The sequence below is a fragment of the Bradyrhizobium sp. SZCCT0231 genome, assembly GCF_018130245.1.
Lineage (GTDB): Bacteria > Pseudomonadota > Alphaproteobacteria > Rhizobiales > Xanthobacteraceae > Bradyrhizobium > Bradyrhizobium japonicum_F.
Genome location: NZ_JAFCKP010000006.1, coordinates 168,258 through 188,381, shown reverse-complemented (window position 1 = coordinate 188,381; position 20,124 = coordinate 168,258). Strand labels below are relative to the sequence as shown.

At 66.3% G+C, this 20,124-nt stretch carries 21 protein-coding genes; 11 read left to right on the top strand and 10 right to left on the bottom strand.

Annotated features, from left to right (window positions below; genetic code table 11):
- The first annotated feature begins 22 nt into the window (after nt 1-22).
- Both JQ566_RS17575 and JQ566_RS17570 read left to right on the top strand, forming a co-directional pair.
- Nucleotides 23-235 carry a DUF4170 domain-containing protein gene (locus JQ566_RS17575; protein ID WP_027575539.1) on the top strand — a complete coding sequence of 71 codons (213 nt, stop codon included), beginning with the start codon at nt 23-25 and terminating at the stop codon, nt 233-235.
- Between the two features lie 198 nt (nt 236-433).
- Entirely contained in the window at nt 434-988 is a 555-nt protein-coding gene (locus JQ566_RS17570; protein WP_212373874.1) for a hypothetical protein, read from the top strand.
- A 113-nt stretch (nt 989-1,101) separates the two neighbouring features.
- Here JQ566_RS17570 and JQ566_RS17565 read toward each other — a convergent pair whose 3' ends face one another.
- Nucleotides 1,102-1,983, bottom strand: a complete 882-nt coding sequence (locus tag JQ566_RS17565; protein ID WP_212373872.1) for a metallophosphoesterase family protein — start codon at nt 1,981-1,983, stop codon at nt 1,102-1,104.
- 92 nt (nt 1,984-2,075) lie between these two features.
- On the opposite strand from JQ566_RS17565, the gene JQ566_RS17560 reads away from it, so the two are divergent.
- Both JQ566_RS17560 and JQ566_RS17555 read left to right on the top strand, forming a co-directional pair.
- Nucleotides 2,076-2,567, top strand: a complete 492-nt coding sequence (locus JQ566_RS17560) for an NUDIX domain-containing protein (RefSeq protein ID WP_212373870.1) — start codon at nt 2,076-2,078, stop codon at nt 2,565-2,567.
- A 155-nt stretch (nt 2,568-2,722) separates the two neighbouring features.
- Nucleotides 2,723-3,238, top strand: a complete 516-nt coding sequence (locus JQ566_RS17555; protein ID WP_212373868.1) for a GNAT family N-acetyltransferase — start codon at nt 2,723-2,725, stop codon at nt 3,236-3,238.
- A gap of 170 nt (nt 3,239-3,408) precedes the next feature.
- Here JQ566_RS17555 and JQ566_RS17550 read toward each other — a convergent pair whose 3' ends face one another.
- From JQ566_RS17550 to JQ566_RS17520, 7 genes are all read right to left on the bottom strand, one after another.
- Complete coding sequence (locus JQ566_RS17550; RefSeq protein ID WP_212373865.1) at nt 3,409-5,787, bottom strand: TonB-dependent receptor; 2,379 nt, start codon at nt 5,785-5,787, stop codon at nt 3,409-3,411.
- 144 nt (nt 5,788-5,931) lie between these two features.
- The gene (locus JQ566_RS17545; RefSeq protein WP_212373863.1) at nt 5,932-6,339 is read right to left on the bottom strand and encodes a DUF2946 family protein; all 408 of its coding nucleotides are present in this window, start codon (nt 6,337-6,339) and stop codon (nt 5,932-5,934) included.
- Between the two features lie 151 nt (nt 6,340-6,490).
- Complete coding sequence (locus JQ566_RS17540) at nt 6,491-6,880, bottom strand: globin domain-containing protein (protein WP_249139524.1); 390 nt, start codon at nt 6,878-6,880, stop codon at nt 6,491-6,493.
- A 325-nt stretch (nt 6,881-7,205) separates the two neighbouring features.
- Entirely contained in the window at nt 7,206-9,269 is a 2,064-nt protein-coding gene (locus tag JQ566_RS17535) for a hypothetical protein (RefSeq protein ID WP_212373858.1), read from the bottom strand.
- A gap of 7 nt (nt 9,270-9,276) precedes the next feature.
- Nucleotides 9,277-12,087, bottom strand: coding sequence for a DUF4159 domain-containing protein (locus JQ566_RS17530; RefSeq protein WP_212373856.1), 2,811 nt, complete (start codon nt 12,085-12,087; stop codon nt 9,277-9,279).
- Complete coding sequence (locus tag JQ566_RS17525) at nt 12,084-13,028, bottom strand: DUF58 domain-containing protein (protein ID WP_212373853.1); 945 nt, start codon at nt 13,026-13,028, stop codon at nt 12,084-12,086. Before JQ566_RS17525 ends, JQ566_RS17530 begins: the two co-directional genes overlap by 4 nt.
- Nucleotides 13,028-14,026, bottom strand: a complete 999-nt coding sequence (locus JQ566_RS17520; protein WP_212373851.1) for an AAA family ATPase — start codon at nt 14,024-14,026, stop codon at nt 13,028-13,030. Before JQ566_RS17520 ends, JQ566_RS17525 begins: the two co-directional genes overlap by 1 nt.
- Nucleotides 14,027-14,301: 275 nt before the next feature.
- Between JQ566_RS17520 and JQ566_RS17515 the strand changes: the two genes are divergently transcribed.
- From JQ566_RS17515 to JQ566_RS17495, 5 genes are read left to right on the top strand one after another with little or no spacing between them, the layout of a single operon-like run.
- A complete protein-coding gene (locus JQ566_RS17515; protein ID WP_212373849.1) occupies nt 14,302-14,913 on the top strand; it encodes a DUF1285 domain-containing protein in 612 nt (203 codons plus the stop codon).
- On the top strand, nt 14,910-15,593 hold the full coding sequence (locus JQ566_RS17510; protein ID WP_212373847.1) for a CoA pyrophosphatase: 684 nt from the start codon (nt 14,910-14,912) through the stop codon (nt 15,591-15,593). Before JQ566_RS17515 ends, JQ566_RS17510 begins: the two co-directional genes overlap by 4 nt.
- On the top strand, nt 15,590-15,853 hold the full coding sequence (locus tag JQ566_RS17505) for a DUF6111 family protein (RefSeq protein ID WP_212373845.1): 264 nt from the start codon (nt 15,590-15,592) through the stop codon (nt 15,851-15,853). The genes JQ566_RS17510 and JQ566_RS17505 overlap by 4 nt, the downstream gene beginning before the upstream one ends.
- Nucleotides 15,854-15,863: 10 nt before the next feature.
- Nucleotides 15,864-17,120: a CCA tRNA nucleotidyltransferase gene (locus JQ566_RS17500; protein WP_212373843.1), complete on the top strand. Its 1,257-nt coding sequence runs from the start codon at nt 15,864-15,866 to the stop codon at nt 17,118-17,120.
- Entirely contained in the window at nt 17,117-17,887 is a 771-nt protein-coding gene (locus JQ566_RS17495; protein WP_212373840.1) for a sulfite exporter TauE/SafE family protein, read from the top strand. Before JQ566_RS17500 ends, JQ566_RS17495 begins: the two co-directional genes overlap by 4 nt.
- Before the next feature lie 80 nt (nt 17,888-17,967).
- On the opposite strand, the gene JQ566_RS17490 is transcribed toward JQ566_RS17495, so the two are convergent.
- Nucleotides 17,968-18,531 (bottom strand): hemerythrin domain-containing protein, encoded by a 564-nt coding sequence (locus JQ566_RS17490; protein WP_212373838.1) that lies wholly within the window; start codon nt 18,529-18,531, stop codon nt 17,968-17,970.
- A gap of 318 nt (nt 18,532-18,849) precedes the next feature.
- On the opposite strand from JQ566_RS17490, the gene JQ566_RS17485 reads away from it, so the two are divergent.
- Both JQ566_RS17485 and JQ566_RS17480 read left to right on the top strand, forming a co-directional pair.
- A complete protein-coding gene (locus tag JQ566_RS17485; protein ID WP_212374134.1) occupies nt 18,850-19,029 on the top strand; it encodes a hypothetical protein in 180 nt (59 codons plus the stop codon).
- 180 nt (nt 19,030-19,209) lie between these two features.
- Nucleotides 19,210-19,437: a hypothetical protein gene (locus JQ566_RS17480; protein WP_212373835.1), complete on the top strand. Its 228-nt coding sequence runs from the start codon at nt 19,210-19,212 to the stop codon at nt 19,435-19,437.
- Between the two features lie 327 nt (nt 19,438-19,764).
- Here the strand turns inward: JQ566_RS17480 and JQ566_RS17475 are convergent, their stop codons facing one another.
- Nucleotides 19,765-20,094, bottom strand: coding sequence for a GcrA family cell cycle regulator (locus JQ566_RS17475; RefSeq protein ID WP_212373833.1), 330 nt, complete (start codon nt 20,092-20,094; stop codon nt 19,765-19,767).
- Nucleotides 20,095-20,124 lie beyond the last annotated feature (30 nt).

Genomic DNA, 20,124 nt, shown 5'->3' with positions numbered 1-20,124 from the left:
TACTCTCGATAGGAGACTGACAATGACCAAAGGCAGCAATTTCTGGGTGATCGGCGGCGAGTTCGGTTCGATGAACTTCCACAAGCTCGTGGAAGGCTCGGCCCAGGTCAAAGGTCCGTTCAAGTCCCGCAAGGAAGCCGAGGACTGCTGGCGCGAGGTGTCGGAAGAGAGCCGCCACAAGGCCGGCGTCCGCTTCTCGATCGTGGAAGAGCCGCAGCGCGCCCCGGCAGCCTGATCAGGCGGCTGCCGAGCTGAATTAAGAAGACGTCCAAGGACGGATGGTCCCATCCAGGCCTCAAGCCTGGGTGGGATCGTCTGTTTTTGGCACAGGTGTAAAGGCTGTGGGGCGCTGTAAGTATCTGGAATTGTGGGGCTTTGCGGAGGATGTGGTTGCTGATAGGTTAATGGTGGAAAGTCGAGGACGAGGCCGACAATGTCAGAGCCCGAGACCAGCGTGACCCATCCCGGCCAGCCGCGCCCGGTGCGGCTGCGCGATGCGCTGCTGCGCGCGCGGATCGAGGCCGCCGACCGGACCGGCGTCGTCGTCGATCTCAGGGACGCCGAGGTGGCGCGGCTCGAGATCCTCAACGATGCGCTCGATCCCCTGTTCGCGCAGGTGCCTGATAAGGTCGACCTGTTCGATCGCGGCATCAGCCAGGGCGATACGCCGAGACTCTGGATCGACGTCGTCGCCCACATCGTGATGGGGCGCGACAAGCGGATGTACCGCTTCGTCCAGGACACCCGCTTCGGCCGCATCGTGCTCGCCGAATCGCACGACACCGCTGTGATCGTCGATGCCGTCACCGACTATGTCGCGCGCCGCATGATCGAGCGCGAGCGTGCGATGGTGGTCCCGCCCGAACCGCAAGCCGCAGCCGCGGAGCCGCCGCGCCGCTCGCGGGTCTGGCCGTTCGTATTCGGCTTCGTGCTCGGCGCTGCCGCCTTGTTCGGAGTGGCTCTGCTTGCGGCCTTGCGGAGCTGGTGAGGCCGTCATCCCGGGGCGCGCGCAGCGCGAACCCGGGATCCATTCATCAGCACGCGCTGCGGCCCGATGGATTCCGGGTTCATGCTTCGCATGCCCCGGAATGACGGCCGGGACTAAATCAACCGCACATGCTTGATCTGCCCGATCTGAAATCCAGCCCCGAGGCTCCGCACCGTCTGCTCGCAGCGCCAGCCGGCATTGTCCTTCTCGATCTTGAACAAATTATACGCCGCCGCCGGATAGCGTCCGTGCGCGAGCGCGGAGGCCGAGGGCACGCCGAGCGCGGGAATATTGCCGTTGGGGCCTTCGACCCATATCGTCGAATGAATGTGGTCGTGCCCGTGCAGGATCAGCTCGACACCGTGGCGCTTGAGCAGCGTCAGCAGAGCGGGCGCGTCGGTCATCCGCTTCTGGCGCGCGCTGGACTTCAGCGGATGATGCACCAGCAGCACGCGGAAGACGTCCTCCGCCGCGAGCCGTTCGAGGACCTCTGCGAGCGAGGCGAGCTGATCGCGCCCGAGCGTGCCGGTCGCCATCAGCGGCAGCGTCGGCACCGCCGTGGACAGGCTGATCAGCGCCAGCGGCCCGCGCCGGCGCACGGACGGGAAGCCGATGCGGCCGTCATCGCCCGCAAGATAGGGCGCAAAGGTCTCGCCGAAGCGATGAAAGGTGGCGCGGACATAGGCGTCGTGATTGCCGGGAATCGTGGTGACGCGGTCGGGCGGGCCGACGCTTTCGAGCCAGTCCAGGGCCGGCGCGAACTCCGCCTCCAGCGCGAGGTTGACGAGATCGCCCGTCACCGCGATGTGGTCGGGCGCCTGCGCCTTCATGTCGGCAACGAGCGCGTCGAGAACCTCGCGGCGCTGGTATTTGTGGCGGTTGCGCGTCCAGTTGACATAGCCGAGCGCGCGCTTGCCCGCGAGCTCGATCAGCCGCGGCTTCGGCAAGGGCGCTAGATGCGGGTCGGAGAGATGGGCGAGCGTGAAGGGGGCCATGGCGCGCGATTGCCTCGCTATTGCTCCACTGTAATGGCAAGGTCGCGAGGAACGCGCAAGCAGGGCCTGAATCGCGGCGGCAAGGAAGTCTGATGGGAGAACGTCTGAACCGGGTCCGACGGAAATTCGAGCCGTTGCTGCGGCGGGCCTTCCACGTCTATTTCCTGCTCGTCCGCGGCATGACGCTCGGCGTCCGCGCCGTGGTGCTGGATGCCGAGGACCGGGTCTTCCTGGTCAGGCACAGCTACGTCAGCGGCTGGTATCTGCCGGGCGGCGGCGTCGATTTCGGCGAGGCCATGGAAGAGGCGCTGCGGCGTGAGCTCAAGGAGGAGGGCGACATCGATCTCACCGGCGAGGCGGTCCTGCACGGCATCTTCCTCAACAGCCACGTCTCCCGCCGCGACCACGTCGCAGTCTACGTGGTCAGGCAATTCAGGCAGGATCGCCCGCCCGAGCCCAACCGCGAGATCGTCGAATGCGGCTTCTTCGCCATCGCCGCGCTGCCCGAGGGGACCACGCCCGGAACGCGGCTGCGGATCGCGGAAGTGCTGGATGGCAAGCCCCCGATTGCGACGTGGCGCTGAGGGCGGCCTGTGCTGAAGCGAGATGGATTCTGGCTGAATCGATCGGGCCGCGGGCTCGCTCAACCTCTCCCTCTTGTGGGGATGGTCGGCTGAATTCCCGGCACCGACACCGCCCATGGACCTTCGCATGCGCAAGTGCTACTCCGCGAATTGACATGAACGATCTCTCAGTGACCATCCTTCCCGAGGCCGCCGGCGACGCTCAGGCGATCGAGCGGCTGCACGAACGTACCTTCGGTCCCGGCCGCTTCGTGCTGAGCGCCTACCGGATTCGCGAGCACGTCGACCATCTGCTCGAACTGTCCTTCACCGCCCGCATCGGCACGCTGCTGGTCGGCTCGGTCAGGCAATTGCCGATCCTGATCGGCGACACACCGGCGCTGCTGCTCGGGCCGCTCACTGTCGAGCCGCCGTTCCGCGACCGCGGCATCGGCCGTCTGTTGATGGAGCGCGCGTTGAAGGACGCCAAGGCGAAAGGCCACCGCCTCGTGCTGCTGGTCGGTGACGAGCCCTATTACAGCCGCGTCGGCTTCAAGCCGGTCCCCAAGGGACGCGTCACCTTGCCGGGCCCGGTCGATGCCGCCCGCATCCTCGTGTTCGAGCTCGTCGACGGCGCCTTCGAGGGCGTGTCGGGCGCGGTCGGCCCCGACTGGAGCAAGGCACGAAAGTAGGAGTGGCGCGCGTCGTTGGTAACGCCCGTAGCCCGGATGGAGCGCAGCGCAATCCGGGAAGGTCCTTCCGCGGCGAGAGAACCCCGGATTACGCTGCGCTCCATCCGTGCTGCGACGCTCGCAATGACGGCGTTGGTCGGGGCCCCCTCCAGGGCCCCGACCCGAGCAAGCTAGAACTTGAAGTTCGCGAACGCCCTGACGCCGATGCCCGGCAACAGCACCTGGTCCTTGTTGAAGGAGACGGCATTGCGGATGTTCTCGTTCAGCAGGTTGTTGCCGACGAGCCCCACATGCATCTCGCGCGCGCCGAACCAGCTTTGATCGAGCTTCGTTTTGTAGCTGACCTCGGCCCTTAGCAGGTTGTAGCCGGGCGTCGGCGTCTCCGCGATCGGTGCGATGTCGTTTTGCGCGAACGCGTGCAGCAGGTTGATCCGTGCAAACCAGTCGGCGTCGCGATAGTACACACCACCGCCCAGCCGCTGGGGAGGAATGCGTGGCACGTTGGTGCCGTCGTCGAAGGTCGCGCGCACGATGTCGTATTGACCCTCGATGCCCCAGATCCCGTTCCAGACCGGCATCACGTCGTACTGGAACTGGAATTCGCCGCCACGAAATGTCGCGTCGCGCTGCGAATAGACCGCCTGATTCAATTCGAGGCCCGCGCCAAGCTGGCAAACGCCGTCCTCACACGTGTTGCCGGTCAGGCGCCGGTAGATAAAACCGTTGAACTTGGTGTAGTAGCCGGTGATTTCGAAGCGAAGCGGCCCTACCGCCCGTCGCAGTCCCGCCTCGACCGACTTGGCGGTCTCGATACCGAGATTGGGATTGCCTATGTCGAAAGTGGTGGTGGCATCGTGGCCGCCGCGCGAGAACAATTCCGCCGGTTTCGGCGCACGCTCGACATATTGGCCGGTGATGCTCGCGACCAGATCCCAAGGGAGGTTGTGGATCAGGCCGATGCTCCCGCTCACCGGCGTGAAGTTGCGGTTGACCGCCGTTGCGGGGCCGATCGCTGCCGGATCGACGGCGAGGTCGAACACATCGGGGACGAAGGCTGGCGCCGTGCCGCTCAACCTTGCGCTCTCGACGCGCCCGGCGATCTGAGCCTTGGTAGCTTCGCTGAACTTGAACTCGTTGAAGATGTACCCGGCGACCTTTGTGTTCTTGTTCGGATCGAATAGTCCGTTGATCGGGCTGCCTGGATCGTCCGGACTCGGCGCGGTTAGCTTCTGGTGCGACGCCTGAACGCCCACAGCGGTGGTCAGCGCAGCGAAGCGGACGTCAAACGGCGCAAGCTGCACCTCGACGCGGCCTTCCTGTTCCTTGTTGGTGAAGGTTTGTCTCACGCCGAGGGAGGTGAGATCGGCAGAATCGGCGAGCCCGACCTCATCGTGTTTATAGTCGGTGGCCCCAGCCCAGAACCGGATAGCATCGATCGCCGCAGCGTCCGGCCGATATTCGCCTTTTGTCGTGAATTTTGTTTGTCGTCCGTCGATCCGCGTCAGGAACTCGCTGCCCTCGATACCGGGAATGTGGTAGAGCGCGTTGTGCTGCGTGATCGCCGCGCCAACGTAGCCGCCATCGAAGATGTAGGAGCCGCCGACAGATCCGCCGTAGCCCTGCGATGCCGAATTCGGCTGGCGTCCGTTGAACGGTAGCGTCGGATCGGTCAAGAACGGGTAGCTCGGGATGTTGTAGTCGCCGGCCTTGCGGCCAAATGCATCGGCATGGACGGCAAAGTTACCGCCACCGGCGTCGAGCAGCACCGCACCTTCGACCCCGCGATCGACAGAAGTCACTGCCGTCCGTGTTTCCGCGGTGATGCAGCCCGGCGATCCGACGTTTGCCAGCGGCGCCTTGGTCGGGAGTCCGTAAGTCGAAAAGGGCGCCGTGCAGGACGGCAAGGCATCCGGAATTCGATTGTTGGTTGCGCTGACCACGCCGCCGATCGCGGTGGAGCCGTAGCGCAGCGTCGCCGGTCCGCGGATGACCTCGACCTGGTTGGTTGCCAGCGGATCAATCGGTACGAAGTGGTCCTCGCCGAGATCGGACGCGCCGTTGCTGCCCGTTCCGTTCTCGACGATGCCGACACGGTTGGTGTCGAGGCCGCGAATGATCGGGCGGCTGGACGCGCCGGGTGCGAATTCAGAGCCGGTGATGCCCGGCTTCGAGAACAGGAGGTCGCCGAGCGTGCCGCCGCCGTTGCGCCGAATCTCCTCGTTCGGCACCACGGTGACGGTCGCGAACTGATCGGTCACAACAGGCAGCACGCCTTGCTGAGGCGCGGCAGGCGCCGGGGCCGCCGGCGCGGCTTCCGCCGTTTGCTCACGGCTGCGCACCCGCGCGGTCCGCGTGCCGCGGCCCGCGTTACGCGACGGCACCACCGCTCTGCGCACGATGGGGCTCGGTGCCGTCACGGTAACGGCGGGGATCTCGGTCGACGATTTGTCCTGCGCCGAGTCTTGAGCGAACGCAGATGTGGCGGCGGCGCCGAGCAGGAGCAGGCTTGCTCCGCCAAGACGCTGCGCGCGTCGCAATTGAAATGACATGGTCCTGATTCCAGTCAGGCGCCGTCCGGATGATGGTCTGCTGATCGGAGGCGGCCTGCCGTCGCGGTGCGACGGAATTCGACTTCAACTTCTCCCAGGCATTCGCCGGCGTTGGCAAGGCTGGGCGTGATCAAGCGTTGGACGTCAGGACGCGGGAGGGGCGCGCGGCTGGAACGCCGTGCCGGCCGATTTCAGATGGAGAAATTCTGCATCGGTGGTGCGGTGGAGCAGCTCGATCGCCTGTGGCAGCAGCAGCACGGGCGGTGTCGCCGAAATGATGGTGCCCGCCATCGCAATGATGGCGCAGATCGCGCAACTATCCTCGCGCGAATGCTCGCGATCAGGACTCGAGGGCGATTGCTTCTGGACGGCGGCGTCGCCGGTCGCTGCCACGCCGTTGGCGCTGCCTTCGGCGTGCTGCGCCGCGGATTGGGCGAGCGGCGCGGCCTGGGCAAACCAGTGGCTGTGCCCGAATGTCAGCGCGAATTGCACCAGCATCGCGAACAATGCGAGCCGGGCGCCGTGCCTGACCTTCGACCGGAACCACTTCATCTGAAAACGCCACCCCCACACCGGGGCGTCAATCCCAGGACGCCGCGATGTTATAGTATAACATCACTCGACCGGATGGCAGATGTCAACCGCCGCCGATCTGCGCAGGCGATCCAGTCACACGATGTGTCGTTCATGCAACTAGCGACAGTTACGTACGCCGTGGAGGGCTTGTGATCGGTGAGAATAGCGACGGCGGCGGACTGCTGTGGATTGCGATCATACGCTGAGCAATGATGCCGTAAACCTTCCGCCAGGCCTGCTCCACCTCATCGGTCCAATGCGCGCCAAGACCGCGCGCAAAACTCCAGATCAAAGCTTCGCCGACGATCGGGTAGTGCTCAGGTCTGACGCCATAGCGCAGGTGATTGCGGCCGAGGATGTCGGCACCCGACAACAGTCCAGTTGTCTCGTCGAGGCTGCCAACCAACACCGCGAGCTTCGAGATGAAATCATTCTTGAGGTTGGTCATGTCGGCCGGAAACATCGGTCGGATTTCCGGCGCAAGTTCAAACATCCGATCGTAGAACGTCGTCGTCATGTCGGTCGCGTTCGCGAATACCCTGTCGAAGGAAGACCTGACGTGAACGATCTCCTCTACGGTCAACATCCCAATTCCCATTTGTAAAATCCAGCGACAGGGACTGCTGAGAGGCCACGACACGCGCCGTAGCCTCAACATTCGGTCCGTATGACACCGGCGCAAAAATTCTAGAGAATTCCCCGAATTCCGCAAGCCGGGATGACCGGCAGCGAAGCGCACGAAGTTGGGCCGCGCAGCTGATCATCTTGAGCGCGCACGACTGATGTTCGTGAGCTTGTCATCCGACGGGCGGGCGGATTCAGAGAGCTTTCGTCAGCAGCGTTCAGCGCCCCTCGCGAACCCACGTCGCCGCAAACGCGCCGAGCAGCAGCAGAAGGCCGATCAGGCCGGAGAAGATCGGCAGCACGCCGACGCCCTTCACCACGCTGGCGTCGCGCATCCGCACGCCCATCCAGCCGTCGCCGTGGAAGACGCTGGTGGAGCGCACCGGCAGGATGCGCGGCAGCTCGACGCTTGAGCTACTCGCCACGCGCACGGCGTCGCCGCCCGTCGCCTGTGTCAGCGGCCTCAATGTGTCGACGGTGGAGGTGACCTCCGAAAACTCCTTCGGATTGGTGGGGCCGACATTGATCAGCGCCTTCAGCGTGCCGTCGGTGGCCTGCCACAGGCCGAGCTCGTTCGCCGGCAGGCTGGCGCGCCACTCGCCGGGATCGCCGGGGCCGAGCGTCAGATCGTGCGATACGCCCGACGGCGAGGTCACGCTCACCGGCTGGACGCTGTCCGCCATGGTCTGACGCACCACGACGAGGTCCTTGCCCTGCACCTGGAGGCGAAGCGCTTCTTCATCGAGATCAGGTTGCTTCATCAGCCAGTGCGACATCCGCCGGAGCAGATCGAGATGCGGGCCGCCGCCCTCATAACCGCGCGCCCACAGCCAGATGTGATCGGAGAGCAGCAGCGCGACGCGGCCCTCGCCGAAACGCGACAGGAACAGCAGCGGCTTGCCGTCGACGCCGGTCATGACAGGCGGGTTCACGGCATTGCGGGTGTCGACGGTGCGGAAGAAGCGGCTCCAGCGCGGCGGTTCGCTGGCGGAGCCCTCGAGGCCGCGTGTGACTGGATGGCGTTTGCCGATGTCGGACAGATGCGCATAGAACGGCTTTTCCGTCACGCCGACCGGCTCGGCCGGCAGCACCGAATCCAGCGGCGTGCGCCAGATGCTGGTGTTGGAGGCATAGTCGGGGCCGGCGGAGACCAGCACCGCGCCGCCCGAGCGGACATAGCGCGCGATATTGTCGAAATAGGCGATCGGCAGCACGCCCTGGCGGGCGTAGCGGTCGAAGATGATCAGCTGGAATTCGTTGATCTTCTGCTGGAACAGCTCGCGGGTCGGAAACGCGATCAGCGACAATTCGTTGATCGGCGTGCCGTCCTGCTTCTCCGGCGGACGCAGGATGGTGAAGTGCACGAGGTCGACGCTGGCGTCGGACTTGAGCAGATTGCGCCAGGTGCGCTCGCCCGAATGCGGCTCGCCCGAGACCAGGAGCACGCGCAGCTTGTCGCGCACGCCGTCGATGGCGACCACGGCGCGGTTGTTCACCGGCGTCAATTCGCGTTCGAGCGGCGAGGCCTCGATCTCGACGATGTTCGGGCCGGCATGCTTGATGTCGACGTCGACGCTGGCGGCCTGGCCGCTCGACAGCGTCCGCTCGTTGATGACCTCGCCGTCGCGGCGCACCGTGACCCTGGCGCGCTCGCCGGAAACGCCCTGGTCGTCGAGGCGGTAGGAGATGGTCTGGGTCTGCCCGACGATGCCGAAGCGCGGCGCCGCCGTGATCGCGATGCGGCGGTCGCGCTCGTCCTTCTGCCCCGTGATCAGCGCGTGCACCGGCGCCTGGAAACCGAGCGCGGCGGCGTTCGCCGGGATGTCGTGGACGCGGCCGTCGGTGATCAGGAACGCGCCGGCGACGCGGTCGACCGGGACGTCCGACAAGGCCGAGGCCAGCGCCCCGAACAGCTTGGTGCCGTCGGTCTCGCCGTCGGCCTGGCCGGCCTCGACGACGCGGACTTCGAGGCCCTTGATCTTCTTCAGGCTGTCGACCAGCGCTTCCTGCGCCGCTGCGGCCTCGCGATTGCGGCTGCCGAAGTTCTGGCTCGGGCTCTTGTCGACGACGATGGCGGCGACCGAGGTGAGAGGATCGCGGTCCTCGCGTGTGAAGGAGGGATTGGCGAGCGCCAGCAGGAACAGCGCCAGCGCGGCCACGCGCACCGCGGCGCCGCGCGCACGCGCCACCAGCAGCAGAAGCGCGATGACGACGATCGCGGCCAGCGCGAGCCACAGGACGATCGCGGGAACGAGCGGCGTGAATGCGATGCCGTAATTCATGTCGGTCCTATTGCCCCAGCCGTTCGATCAGGGCCGGTGCGTGCACCTGGTCGGCCTTGTAGTTGCCGGTCAGCGTGTACATCACGATGTTGGCGCCGGCGCGGTAGGCGAATTCGCGCTGGCGGGTGTCGCCGCCGATCACCGGCAGCATGGCGTGTCCATCGGGCCGCACCGCCCAGGCGCCGGCAAGATCGTTCGAGGTGATGATGATCGGCGAGACGCCGTCGCCGCCGCGCGCCGGCCGCTGCGCGCTGTCCTCGTCGTCTTCGCGCGGCAAGGTCTCGACCCAGGTCTGGCCGGCGGTGAAGCGGCCGGGGAAGTCGCGCAGCAGGTAGAAGGTCTTGGTCAGCACGTGCTCGCGCGGCACCGGCTCGAGCTCGGGCACGTCGAGCGACGACAGGATCTCGCGCAGCGTCTGCATGCCCGGGGTCTGCGACGCCCCGTTTGCGCCGGGCGGTGCCTCGATCGCGTCGCGGGTGTCGAACAGCACGGTGCCGCCCTGCTTCATGTAAGCGTCGATCTTGTTGATGGCGTCCTGCGGCGGCTTCGGCGCGCCCGGCACGATCGGCCAATAGATCAGCGGGAAGAAGGCGAGCTCGTCGCGTGTGGGATCGACGCCGACGGGATCGCCGGCCTCCAGCGCGGTGCGTTGGGCCAGGAACAGCGTCAGCCCGTTCATCCCCGCTTTGACGATGGAATCGACGTCGGCATTGCCTGTGACGACATAGGCGAGGCGGGTCTGCGACACCGCCTTCATCGCGAACTCGTCGGATACGCCGTCGGCGCGCGACGGCGCCGGCGCGAGCGAGGCGAATCCCGCGAGCAAGGCGAGCACGATCATGGCGGGTGCGGCGCGGCGGCGCAGCAGCGCGGCAATCCCGCCGCCGAGCACCGCGACGATGATGGCGTCGATCAGGAACAGCGCGAGCGCCGTCGACAGCAGCCAGCCGCGCAAATCCTGCGGCTCCGCATTGGTGTAGGTGGCGTGCCGGGCGCGCAGGGCCGCGGTGTTCAGGGCCGCGATGCGATCGGCGCTAGCAAGCGTGTTCACGGCGAGCGGTCCTTCTGCCGGACCATAGAAGCCGGGCGGATGATCGGGGGTGGCGCGGTCGCGGTAATCCGCAGGCAGCGGCTTTGCGGTCGCCGGCGGCGGGCCGAACGCGCCAAAGCCGTCGAGGATGTGCAGCGGCGCCACCGTCTCGGCAGTCGCTTCGCTGGCAACACCCGGCCCCGGCTTGGCGGTGTAGCCGGACATGTCGACCACCCGCCGCAGCATTTCGACGAAGGTGCCCGACATCGGCAGATCCGACCAGCGCATGTCGGCACTGACGTGGAACAGGCTGACCATGCCCTTGCCGCGATGCTCGCCGGTCACCAGCGGCGTGCCGTCTTCCAGCGAGGCCCAGCTCTTGGTGGCGAGCACGGCGTCGGGCTCGGCCAGCACCTGGCGGCTCACGGTGACGTCCTTGGGCACCGCGACGCCGGCAAACGGGCCGTCGCCCGCGAAGGCGGCGAGATGCTGCGGCTTCTCCCAGGTCAGGCTGCCGCCGAGCGTGCGGCCGCCCTTGCGCAGCTTCACCGGCACGAGATCGTCCTCGGCCTGCGCCAGTCTTGGACCCGCGAACCGCACCAGCACGCCGCCCTGGTCGACCCAGGCATTGAGGCGCTCGCGCAGTTCAGGCGCGATGGTGCCGACATCGGCGAGGATGATCATCGGCAGCTTCTGGTCCAAAAATTGTGTGATGCCCTGCTGCGGCGAGCCCTTGTCGGCGAGCCGCACGTCGGCGAACGGGGCCAGTGCGCGGGTGAGATAGAAGGTCGGCGCCAGCAGCGGCTGCGCAGTCTCGCTGGTCGAGCCCGAGACGATGCCGATGGCGCGGCGGCGCCAGCGCTTGTCGAGCAGTTGCACCGCGCCGGCGGAGCGCTCGCCGGATATTTCGAGCCGCGTGATGTCGTTGCGCAGCTCGACCGGCAGATCGAACGCCGCTTCGGTCTCCTTGTCCTGCGGACCGAACGAATAGCGCGCTTCGCCGATCGGCGACGCCTTCTGGTCCAGCGCGCGCACGGTGCCGACCGCGATGCCGCTGTCGGTGCGCAGCACCTTCACCGTCATCTTCGCTGCGGCGTTCTCGGCGGCGACCAGGGCCAGCGGCGAGGAGGTGCCGCCTTCGAACACGGTCAGGCTGCGATCGCCGATGGTCTTGCCGAGGCCAGCCACGAAGTCCTCGCCGCGGCCGGTGTCGACGCCGTCGGACAGCCAGGCGATCTCGCAGTCGCCGGTGACCTTGAGGAAACGGTCGACCGCAGCCAGCGTGTCGACGCGGTCGATCGAATAGGGCTTTGGCGCCAGCTGCCGCAGCGCGACGCGCGCCGCACCCGCCGGCATCAGGGTGATGTCGCGGTTCGGCTCGGACAGCGGCACCAGCGCGATGCCGCGGCCGTCATTGTCGGCATTGGCTATCAGCTCGTCCGCGGTCCTGATCCTGACGTCCCAGTGCGATGCGGCGCTCCAGCCGTCGTCGAACATGATCATCAGCGGCGCCTTGCTGCCGGCAAGGCCCGTTTGCGGATTCCAGATCGGGCCGGCGGCGGCGAAGATCACCAGCGCCGCGGCGAGCAGGCGGAGCGCGGTCAGCCACCACGGCGTCCGCGAGGGCGTCTCTTCCCTCGGTGCGATGTCGAACAGGAGCCGCGTCGGCGGAAACTCGATGCGGCGCGGCCGCGGCGGCATCACGCGCAAGAGCCACCACAGTACGGGCAGGCTGACGAGGCCGATCAGGAGCAGCGGTTGGGTGAACGCGAGCGGCAATCCCATCATGCGGCCGGCCCCGCCTTGATCGTCGTGGTGCGGGCGCCCGACTTGCTCACCTGCATGCCCGCATGCAGGAACAACAGCAGCTCGGCGGCCGAGCGGTCGGTCGCGTGCGTCGTGAACAGCCAGTCGAGGTTGTTGGTCTCGGCGCGGATCTGGTCGCGATGCAGCGCGAGCCGTGCGGTGTAGTCCTGCGCCCAGCTCTCGGCGCGGCCGGCGGTGATCACGCCGAAGCCTTCGGGCTCGACGAACTCGACGCGGCCGGAATAGGGGAACGACTCCTCGGCGGGATCGACGACCTGGACCATCGTGCCATGCGCGCCGGAGCCGGACAGCCCTGCGAGCGTCGTCCTGATCTCGGAGATCGGCGACCAGAAATCCGACAGCACGATGATCTCGGCCAGCGCGGCCGGAACGAAGGACGGCGGCAGGCTCAGCCGGTCGGCATCGTCATGCAGCATCGCCTGCGCCATCTTGTCGATCACGCTGCGGCTTGCGGTCGGTGCCATCAGCCCGGGAATGCCGACGCGCTCGCCGCCGGCGACGAGCAGCTCGGCGAGCGCGAAGGCGACGATCAGCGTCCGCTCGAGCTTGGACTCGCGCGCGGTCTTCGAGGCGAACGCCATCGAGGGCGAGCGGTCCGGCCAGATCCAGACCGTGTGCGAGGCCTCCCATTCGAGCTCGCGGACATAGAGATGGTCGTCACGCGCCGAGCGGCGCCAGTCGACGTTCTGCGACGGTTCGCCCGAGACGAAGCGGCGGTACTGCCAGAAATTTTCACCGGAGCCGGCGCGGCGCCGTCCATGCAGGCCGTGGATGACGTTGGCGGCGACGCGGCGGGCCTCGAGCACCAGGCGCGGCAAAGAAGCGGCGAGCGTGCGGCTTTCGCCATCGGCACGTCGGATCGCCAGTGTCTCCTTCGCTGCGTGCCCGTTGTCTGCTGCCATCAACCGATCCGTGTCTTCAACTGCCGGATCACGTCCGGAATCGTGCGGCCTTCGGCGCGCGCCTGGAACGTCAGCGCCATGCGGTGCTTGAGCACGGGTTCGGCAAGGTCGAGCACGTCGTCGACCGAGGGCGCGAGGCGGCCGTCGATCAGCGCACGCGCGCGCACCGCCAGCATCAAGGATTGGCTGGCGCGTGGGCCGGGTCCCCAGGCGATGAACTTGCCGGCTTCGCCGGCGTCCGGACCCGGGCGGGCCGAGCGCACCAGCGACAGGATCGCCTCCACGACGGAATCGCCGACCGGCAGCCGCCGGATCAGCCGCTGCGCGGCGATCAGCGCATCGGGCGTCATCGCGCCCTTGGCCAGCGTCTCCTCGGCGCCGGTGGTCTCGAACAGGATGCGGCGCTCGGCATCGCGATCGGGATAGTCGACGTCGATCTCCATCAGGAAGCGGTCGAGCTGCGCTTCCGGCAGCGGATAGGTGCCTTCCTGCTCCAGCGGGTTTTGCGTCGCGAGCACGTGGAAGGGTTTTGGCAGATCATGACGCGCGCCGGCGACGGTGATGTGCTGCTCCTGCATCGCCTGCAAGAGCGCGGATTGCGTGCGCGGGCTGGCGCGGTTGATCTCGTCGGCCATCAAGAGCTGCGCGAACACGGGACCGGCAATGAAGCGGAAGGCGCGCCTGCCCGCGGTGCTCTCGTCCAGCACTTCGGCGCCGAGGATGTCCGAGGGCATCAGGTCGGGCGTGAACTGGATGCGCTTGGCATCGAGGCCGAGCGTGACGCCGAGCGTCTCGACCAGCTTGGTCTTGGCAAGTCCGGGCACGCCGATCAGGAGCGCATGGCCGCCGGAGAGGATGGTGACCAGCGTGTTCTCGATCACGCGATCCTGGCCGAAGATGACGGAGGCGATCGCGTCCTTGGCCGCGCGAATCTGGCTCGACACCTGCTCGGCCGAACGGACGATCCCGTCCTCGAGTTTCTCGACACTCTCCGCCATTCGCTCGCTCCTTCAGCCTGCCACGCGGCTTGCTTGCGTCGTCACGTTCCTGCGTCGTCGCGCCAGCACATGGGCCCAGCACATGGGCCCTATGCTAGACTCGCAGGAAGGCCATGTATTCGTTGAATTAACCTATCCCCACCTTATCGGCTTCGGGGTATGTACGGCATCACGAAGTGGCGACCTCCACACCGGACTATTCCAGGATGGAACCGCGCACCCGAGTACAACGTAGACCTGCACCAATCGTGCCAATCACAGAGTCAGGGCAAACCATGGCGAACCAAGGGCAGAGCGCCGATCGCGGTCTCGAGGGGCTGACTGCCGCCGCCAAAAGTGCTGCCGGTGCCGAAGGCGCCAAGAAGGGCCTGCCTCCGGTGCATCTGTGGAATCCGCCGTTTTGCGGCGATCTCGACATCCGAATCGCCTCCGATGGTACTTGGTTCTACATGGGGACGCCAATCGGGCGTCACGCCCTCGTCCGCCTGTTCTCGACCATCCTGAAGCGCGAGGGCGACAAGCATTTCCTCGTGACGCCGGTGGAGAAGGTCGGCATCCGCGTCGACGACGCGCCGTTCATGGCGGTCGAGATGCAAAAGGACGGCGAGGACAACCATCGCGTGCTGAGCTTCCGCACCAATGTCGACGACTGGGTCACCTGCGATGCCGCGCACCGGCTGCGCTTCGAGCAGGCGGCGGACGGCGGGCTGACGCCCTATCTGCACGTCCGTGCCGATCTCTGGGCCAAGGTGACCCGTGCGCTCTATTACGATCTGGTTGACATGGGCGAGGAGCGGATGGTCGATGGCCAGCCGATGTTCGGCGTCGAGTCGGCCGGCGAATTCTTCGCCATGGCCGATGCGGAGCAGGTGAGGGCCGCGCTTTGAACAAGCCTATCCCCAATAGCGAGCCTGAGCGCGAGCCGGTCGCGCTCGGCGCTGCCGATTTCTTCGCCCGCTCCAGAGCGAGGCTCGGCTTCGACGTGCCGCCCGGCCTCTACGATCCCAACATCATCCCCGCCTCGGGCGATCCCGGCACCGACAAGATGCTCGAGATCATCGCGCGCGAGCAGCCGGTGCGCCCGGCGGCGGTCCTGATCGCGGTGGTCGACCATCCCGAGCCGACCATCCTCCTGACGCAGCGCTCGGCGCATCTCAACGACCATGCCGGCCAGATCGCGTTTCCCGGCGGCAAGATCGATGCGACCGACGCCTCGCCGCTCGATGCGGCGCTGCGCGAGGCCGAGGAGGAGGTCGGCCTGTCCAGGGACTTCGTCGAGCCGCTCGGCTATCTCGACCTCTACGGCACCGGCTTCGGCTTCCGCATCCTGCCGACGGTGGCGAGGGTCAGGCCGGGCTTTTCGCTCGCCATCAACCGTTCCGAGGTTGATGATGCGTTCGAGGTGCCTCTATCCTTCCTGATGAACCCGGTGAACCACCAGGTGCATAGCAAGGAATTCCGCGGCATGGAGCGGTCTTACTACGCGATGCCGTTCGCGGAACGCTACATCTGGGGGGCGACGGCGGGAATGCTGCGTGTGCTGTATGAGCGGATCTATTCATCATGATCCGGACGGTTCTGACCGAGATCGGAATCTTCCTCATCCCCTTTGCCGTCTATGCGCTGTTCCTGGCCGCCACGCGCTCCGGCCTGTTCGCGCGATCCTCCTGGCCGGTCGCGATCGTCGCGCGCCTTGCGCTGGCGGCGATCGTGCTGGTCATCGCCGGCCTGATCGGCCTTGCGCATTTCTCCGGCGCGCCGCCGGATTCGACCTACGTTCCCGCCCATATCGAGAACGGCAAGCTCGTGCCGGGCGCGGAAAAATAGGGGCCGATCGATGAGCGCGGAGCCTTTACTCGCCCATGCGCCCTGGCTGACCGCAGGCGGGACCGCGCGCGTCCTGGAGCTGCTCGGCGCTGATGGCGAGGAGGCGCGGGTGGTCGGCGGCGCCGTACGCAATGCACTGCTCGGTCTCAAGCCTGGTGACATCGACATCGCGACCACGGCGCTGCCGGAGGAGGTGATGCGGCGCGCCAAGGCCGCCGGCATCAAGGGCGTGCCGACCGGCATCGACCACGGCACCGTCACGCTCGTCATCGACGGGCATCCCTATGAAGTCACAACGCTGCGCGAGGACACCGAGACCTTCGGCCGCAAGGCCAAGGTCGCGTTTGGCCGCGACTGGGTGAAGGATGCCGAGCGGCGCGACTTCACCATGAACGGCCTGTCGGTCGATGCGCGCGGTGTCGTCTACGACTATGTCGGCGGCATCGCGGATGCGAGAGCCCGCCGCGTGCGCTTCATCGGCGATCCCGACCAGCGCATCGCCGAGGATTATTTGCGCATCCTGCGTTTCTTCCGCATCCACGCGGCTTTCGGCGCCGGCGAGCCCGACCGCGACGGCTATCTCGCCTGTATCCGGGGACGCGCAGGGCTAGCCAGCCTGTCGGCCGAGCGCGTGCGCATGGAGATGCTTAAGCTGCTGGTGGCCGGCGGCGCCTCCGCGGCCGTGCTGGCCATGGCCGAGGGCGGATTGCTGCAAGCGCTGATCGGCGGCGTTGTCTATACGGGCCCGCTGGCGACGATGGTCGCGATCGAGCGCGAGCTCGGCCTTCCCGCCAGCGGCACGCGACGCCTCGCCGCGCTGGCGGTCGCCGTCACCGAAGACGCCAAGCGCGTCGCCGTGCGCTTGCGGCTCTCCAATGCCGAAAACAAGGCGCTGGATTCGATGGGGCACCGCTGGTGGCGCTTCGCCGCCAAGGACGAAGCCAATGCACGGCGGTTGCTCTACCGGCTCGGGCCTGAGCGCTATCGCGATCGCGTGTTGCTCGGCTGGGCGAGGAACGGCGGCGATGTCACCTCGATGCGCTGGCGTGCGCTCGCCGAGCTGCCGCAGCGCTGGACCGCGCCGAAATTTCCGCTGAAGGCCGCCGACTTCATCGCGCGCGGTCTCGCCGAAGGACCCGCGCTCGGACATGTGTTGACGCTCGCCGAGGACGCTTGGCTTGCGGCGGATTTTCCCCTGGAGGAAGCCGCGCTCGCTGCCATCGCCGATCAAGCTGCGGCACGAATCAGCCGCGACGGGAAATCGTGACCATCGTCTCGGGCTTCGCCGACATCTCGATCCCACAGCTTTTGCTGGTAGCAACGATGGCGTTGTTTGCTTCGGTCATCGGCGGTCTCGCCGGCTACGGCACCGGCGCGCTGATGCCCTTGGTGCTGGTGCCGCTGGTCGGCGCCGAGCCCGTGGTGCCGATCATCGCGATCTCCGCGATGCTGACCAATGCGAGCCGCGCTCTGGCCTATGTCCGCCATGGCGACCGCCGCCGCGTGCTGATCGTGCTGGCCTGCGCGGCGCTGACGACCGCGCTCGGCGCCTACGGCTATACGCGCCTCACCAACGCCGGCGCGGCGCTCGTGATCGGCACCATGCTGATCCTGAGCGTGCCGCTGCGCCGCGTGCTCCGCCGCCGCCAGGTCAAGATCGGCGACACCGGCCTTGCCGCCGGCTCCGTCGGCTATGGTGTGCTGGTCGGCGGCACCTCCGGCTCCGGCGTGATCCTGCTCTCGCTCTTGATGGCCGCCGGCCTCGAAGGCGCCGCCGTGATCGCGACCGATGCGATGATCTCGCTCGGCACCGGCCTCATCAAGATCTCGGTGTTCGGCCTTGCCGGCGCCGTGACCGCGCAGGTGCTCGCCTTCGCGCTTCTGATCGGCGGCGTCGCCGTGCCCGGCGCGTTCCTCGCCAAGGCTTTCGTCGAGCGGATGCCGGTGCACATCCACACCGCGATCCTCGACGTCGCGGTGATCACGGGCGGGCTCGTGATGATCTCGGCGGCTGCGAGGCAGCTGATCCGATAGACGGTCGAGGCATTGACGGTGCGAATCCCCAACCCACGGCGCTGCGGTCTCTAGCTCTATTGTGCTCCAATCGAGCGCCTCTAACGTCGCCCGACTTCGGATTCGTTCTCCATCTGCAAGATGCGCTGTCGTAACGCGCTGAAGGTCTCTTCGGCAGCCTCGCTGAACAGCGGATCCTCATGATCGGTTGAGGTCGAAGCGATCTCGCTCCAATCTGCAGGCTTCAGAGCCTTGAGAGCGGCAGGAAAGAAATCGCGGTCTTCAATCATGATGTGATGCCGCTCGCTCTCTATGAAATCGCGAACGATATTGTCCACGTTTTGCCGAAGGATCTCCCGATCCGAAAGAACACCCTCGATCGCCTGCGCAACGCGGCGCAAACGATCGGTGCCCTTTTTGTGCTCAAGTCTCAGATTGCCGACGCTTGCCGCCGCAGCCGGATCCCGAAGCTCTAGCTTGGCAAAGACCAACTCCTCCAGGGGATGATGATACATCTCGGGATAGAGCTCGAAATAGCTGATGATTGCGCGAATGACCTCATAGTCGGGGTGGTCGCCGCGATCGAAAATCTCAAGCTCGTGCTCGAGCACGGCGAGCAGCGTTTCGATATTGCGGTGTTCCTGGGATAGGCGCTCAATGATCATTGTCGCCTCCAACTAAGTGAATATATTATTACTGAGAGCGATTCCGAATCTTGCGCTAGATCAAGCCGGGGGACCGGGTCGCCGGGGTTGAACAGCCAGCCTCCATTTGACTGCACCCGACCATCGCAGCACCTCGGGCTGTGCCTCAGTCTGGAGGCCTTACGTCGTCGCACGCGATATGCTGCTGCTGGCACCATTGAGTGCACTGTCCCGGTTCGCCGATGGTTCGCTCGGCGCGTCCGCGCTGGTTGCCAATTTCGTGCCTGCCATGCCGAAAAAGGGTAGAGTGCCCCGGGGTCACATCCGAGGAGCAACAACATGACCCTACCCCCCGAGCTGGTTCCCGCTGAGATCGACCGGCACGTCTCCGCGATGACGGCCAACACGATGCCGCCCCGAGATCCTGATGACGACGAAGAGGAGGAGGAGGAAAGGCAAGACGATGAAGGGAACCAAACCGACGAACCGCCGGTCGTGCGCGAGCCGGACGAGGACTAGGCAGGACGCTCAGACGTGGCCTGAGCTTCGGTGAGTGCGGTCTCCCGGCCTACGTGGGCGCGTTGGTGCGTCCGGCGGCTTTCAAGGTCGGTCTGATTCCGAGAGTGGCGGGCAGACGCTGAATGCGCGACGGTTCCCGGCGCAGCAACCTATCGGCGTTCGCGGGTAGAGGAGGCGAGCATGACTCTCATATGGCTTGGTGTGCTCCTTGTTTTCGGCGGCGTGCTCCAAATGGCGTTTCAGCCCATCTGGCGAGGCCGGTTCAGCGGTGGAAGGTGGCTTCGCTCCGGGCGCGATACGCTGGAACCTGAAAGGCCAGGTAGCGGCTTCGGCATCAAATCGAACTGGCCGGGACTCGTGATGGTCGCGCTTGGCGGCGCCTTCTTGCTGGCCGGAGCTGCCATCTGAGTTGAAACGAATTCCTTGTACGAATGTCTTGGGCGTTGCCCGATAGCCGAGCCCGTCGAGCTGGGCCGGGCAGTGACGCAGGACTATCGCATATGACTCGCGGCGGCGGCCTGCGCGCACGCCTCGTCCTTCGCGACGGCGCTTACGCGCCTCCTCAGGATGAGGCTAATTAGCTTCAGTGCCCGTTGAAACTGCAGCCGTGCGCTCCGTCCTCATCCTGAGGAGCCCGCCTCAAGCGGGCGTCTCGAAGAATGGCCGCAGGGAAAAGCTCTCAAATGCGATTGCCCTCGGCATTGACGGGAGCGCCGCGACGTTGGTGGCGAACTCTTAGCCGGTGTTTCTGACCGCCTCAGCCAGAATGGCGTAAAGCTGCTGCTTGCTGAATTCCTTGGGCTGCTGCCTCTCCGCCGAGTTTCGCGGCACCTTCTGTGCGACTGGACGGGCGCAGTCTGCCGACGACGTCGGCCTCAGCTTCGGGGCCGACCTTATCTTGGGTCTTGCCGTGGGCGGCTTGTGGCCACGCTTCAGGCCCTGACGGGTCAGCAGGCCGCAGACCGCGTTACGACTGCACCCGAGACGGCGCGCTATCTGTGCCGCGCTCTGTCCTTCGGACCAGAGCCTGTTGAGGAGCGCTATGTCTTTCGCATCCCAGCCCATGGGAGATAATATATCGCGGACTGCCGAGCA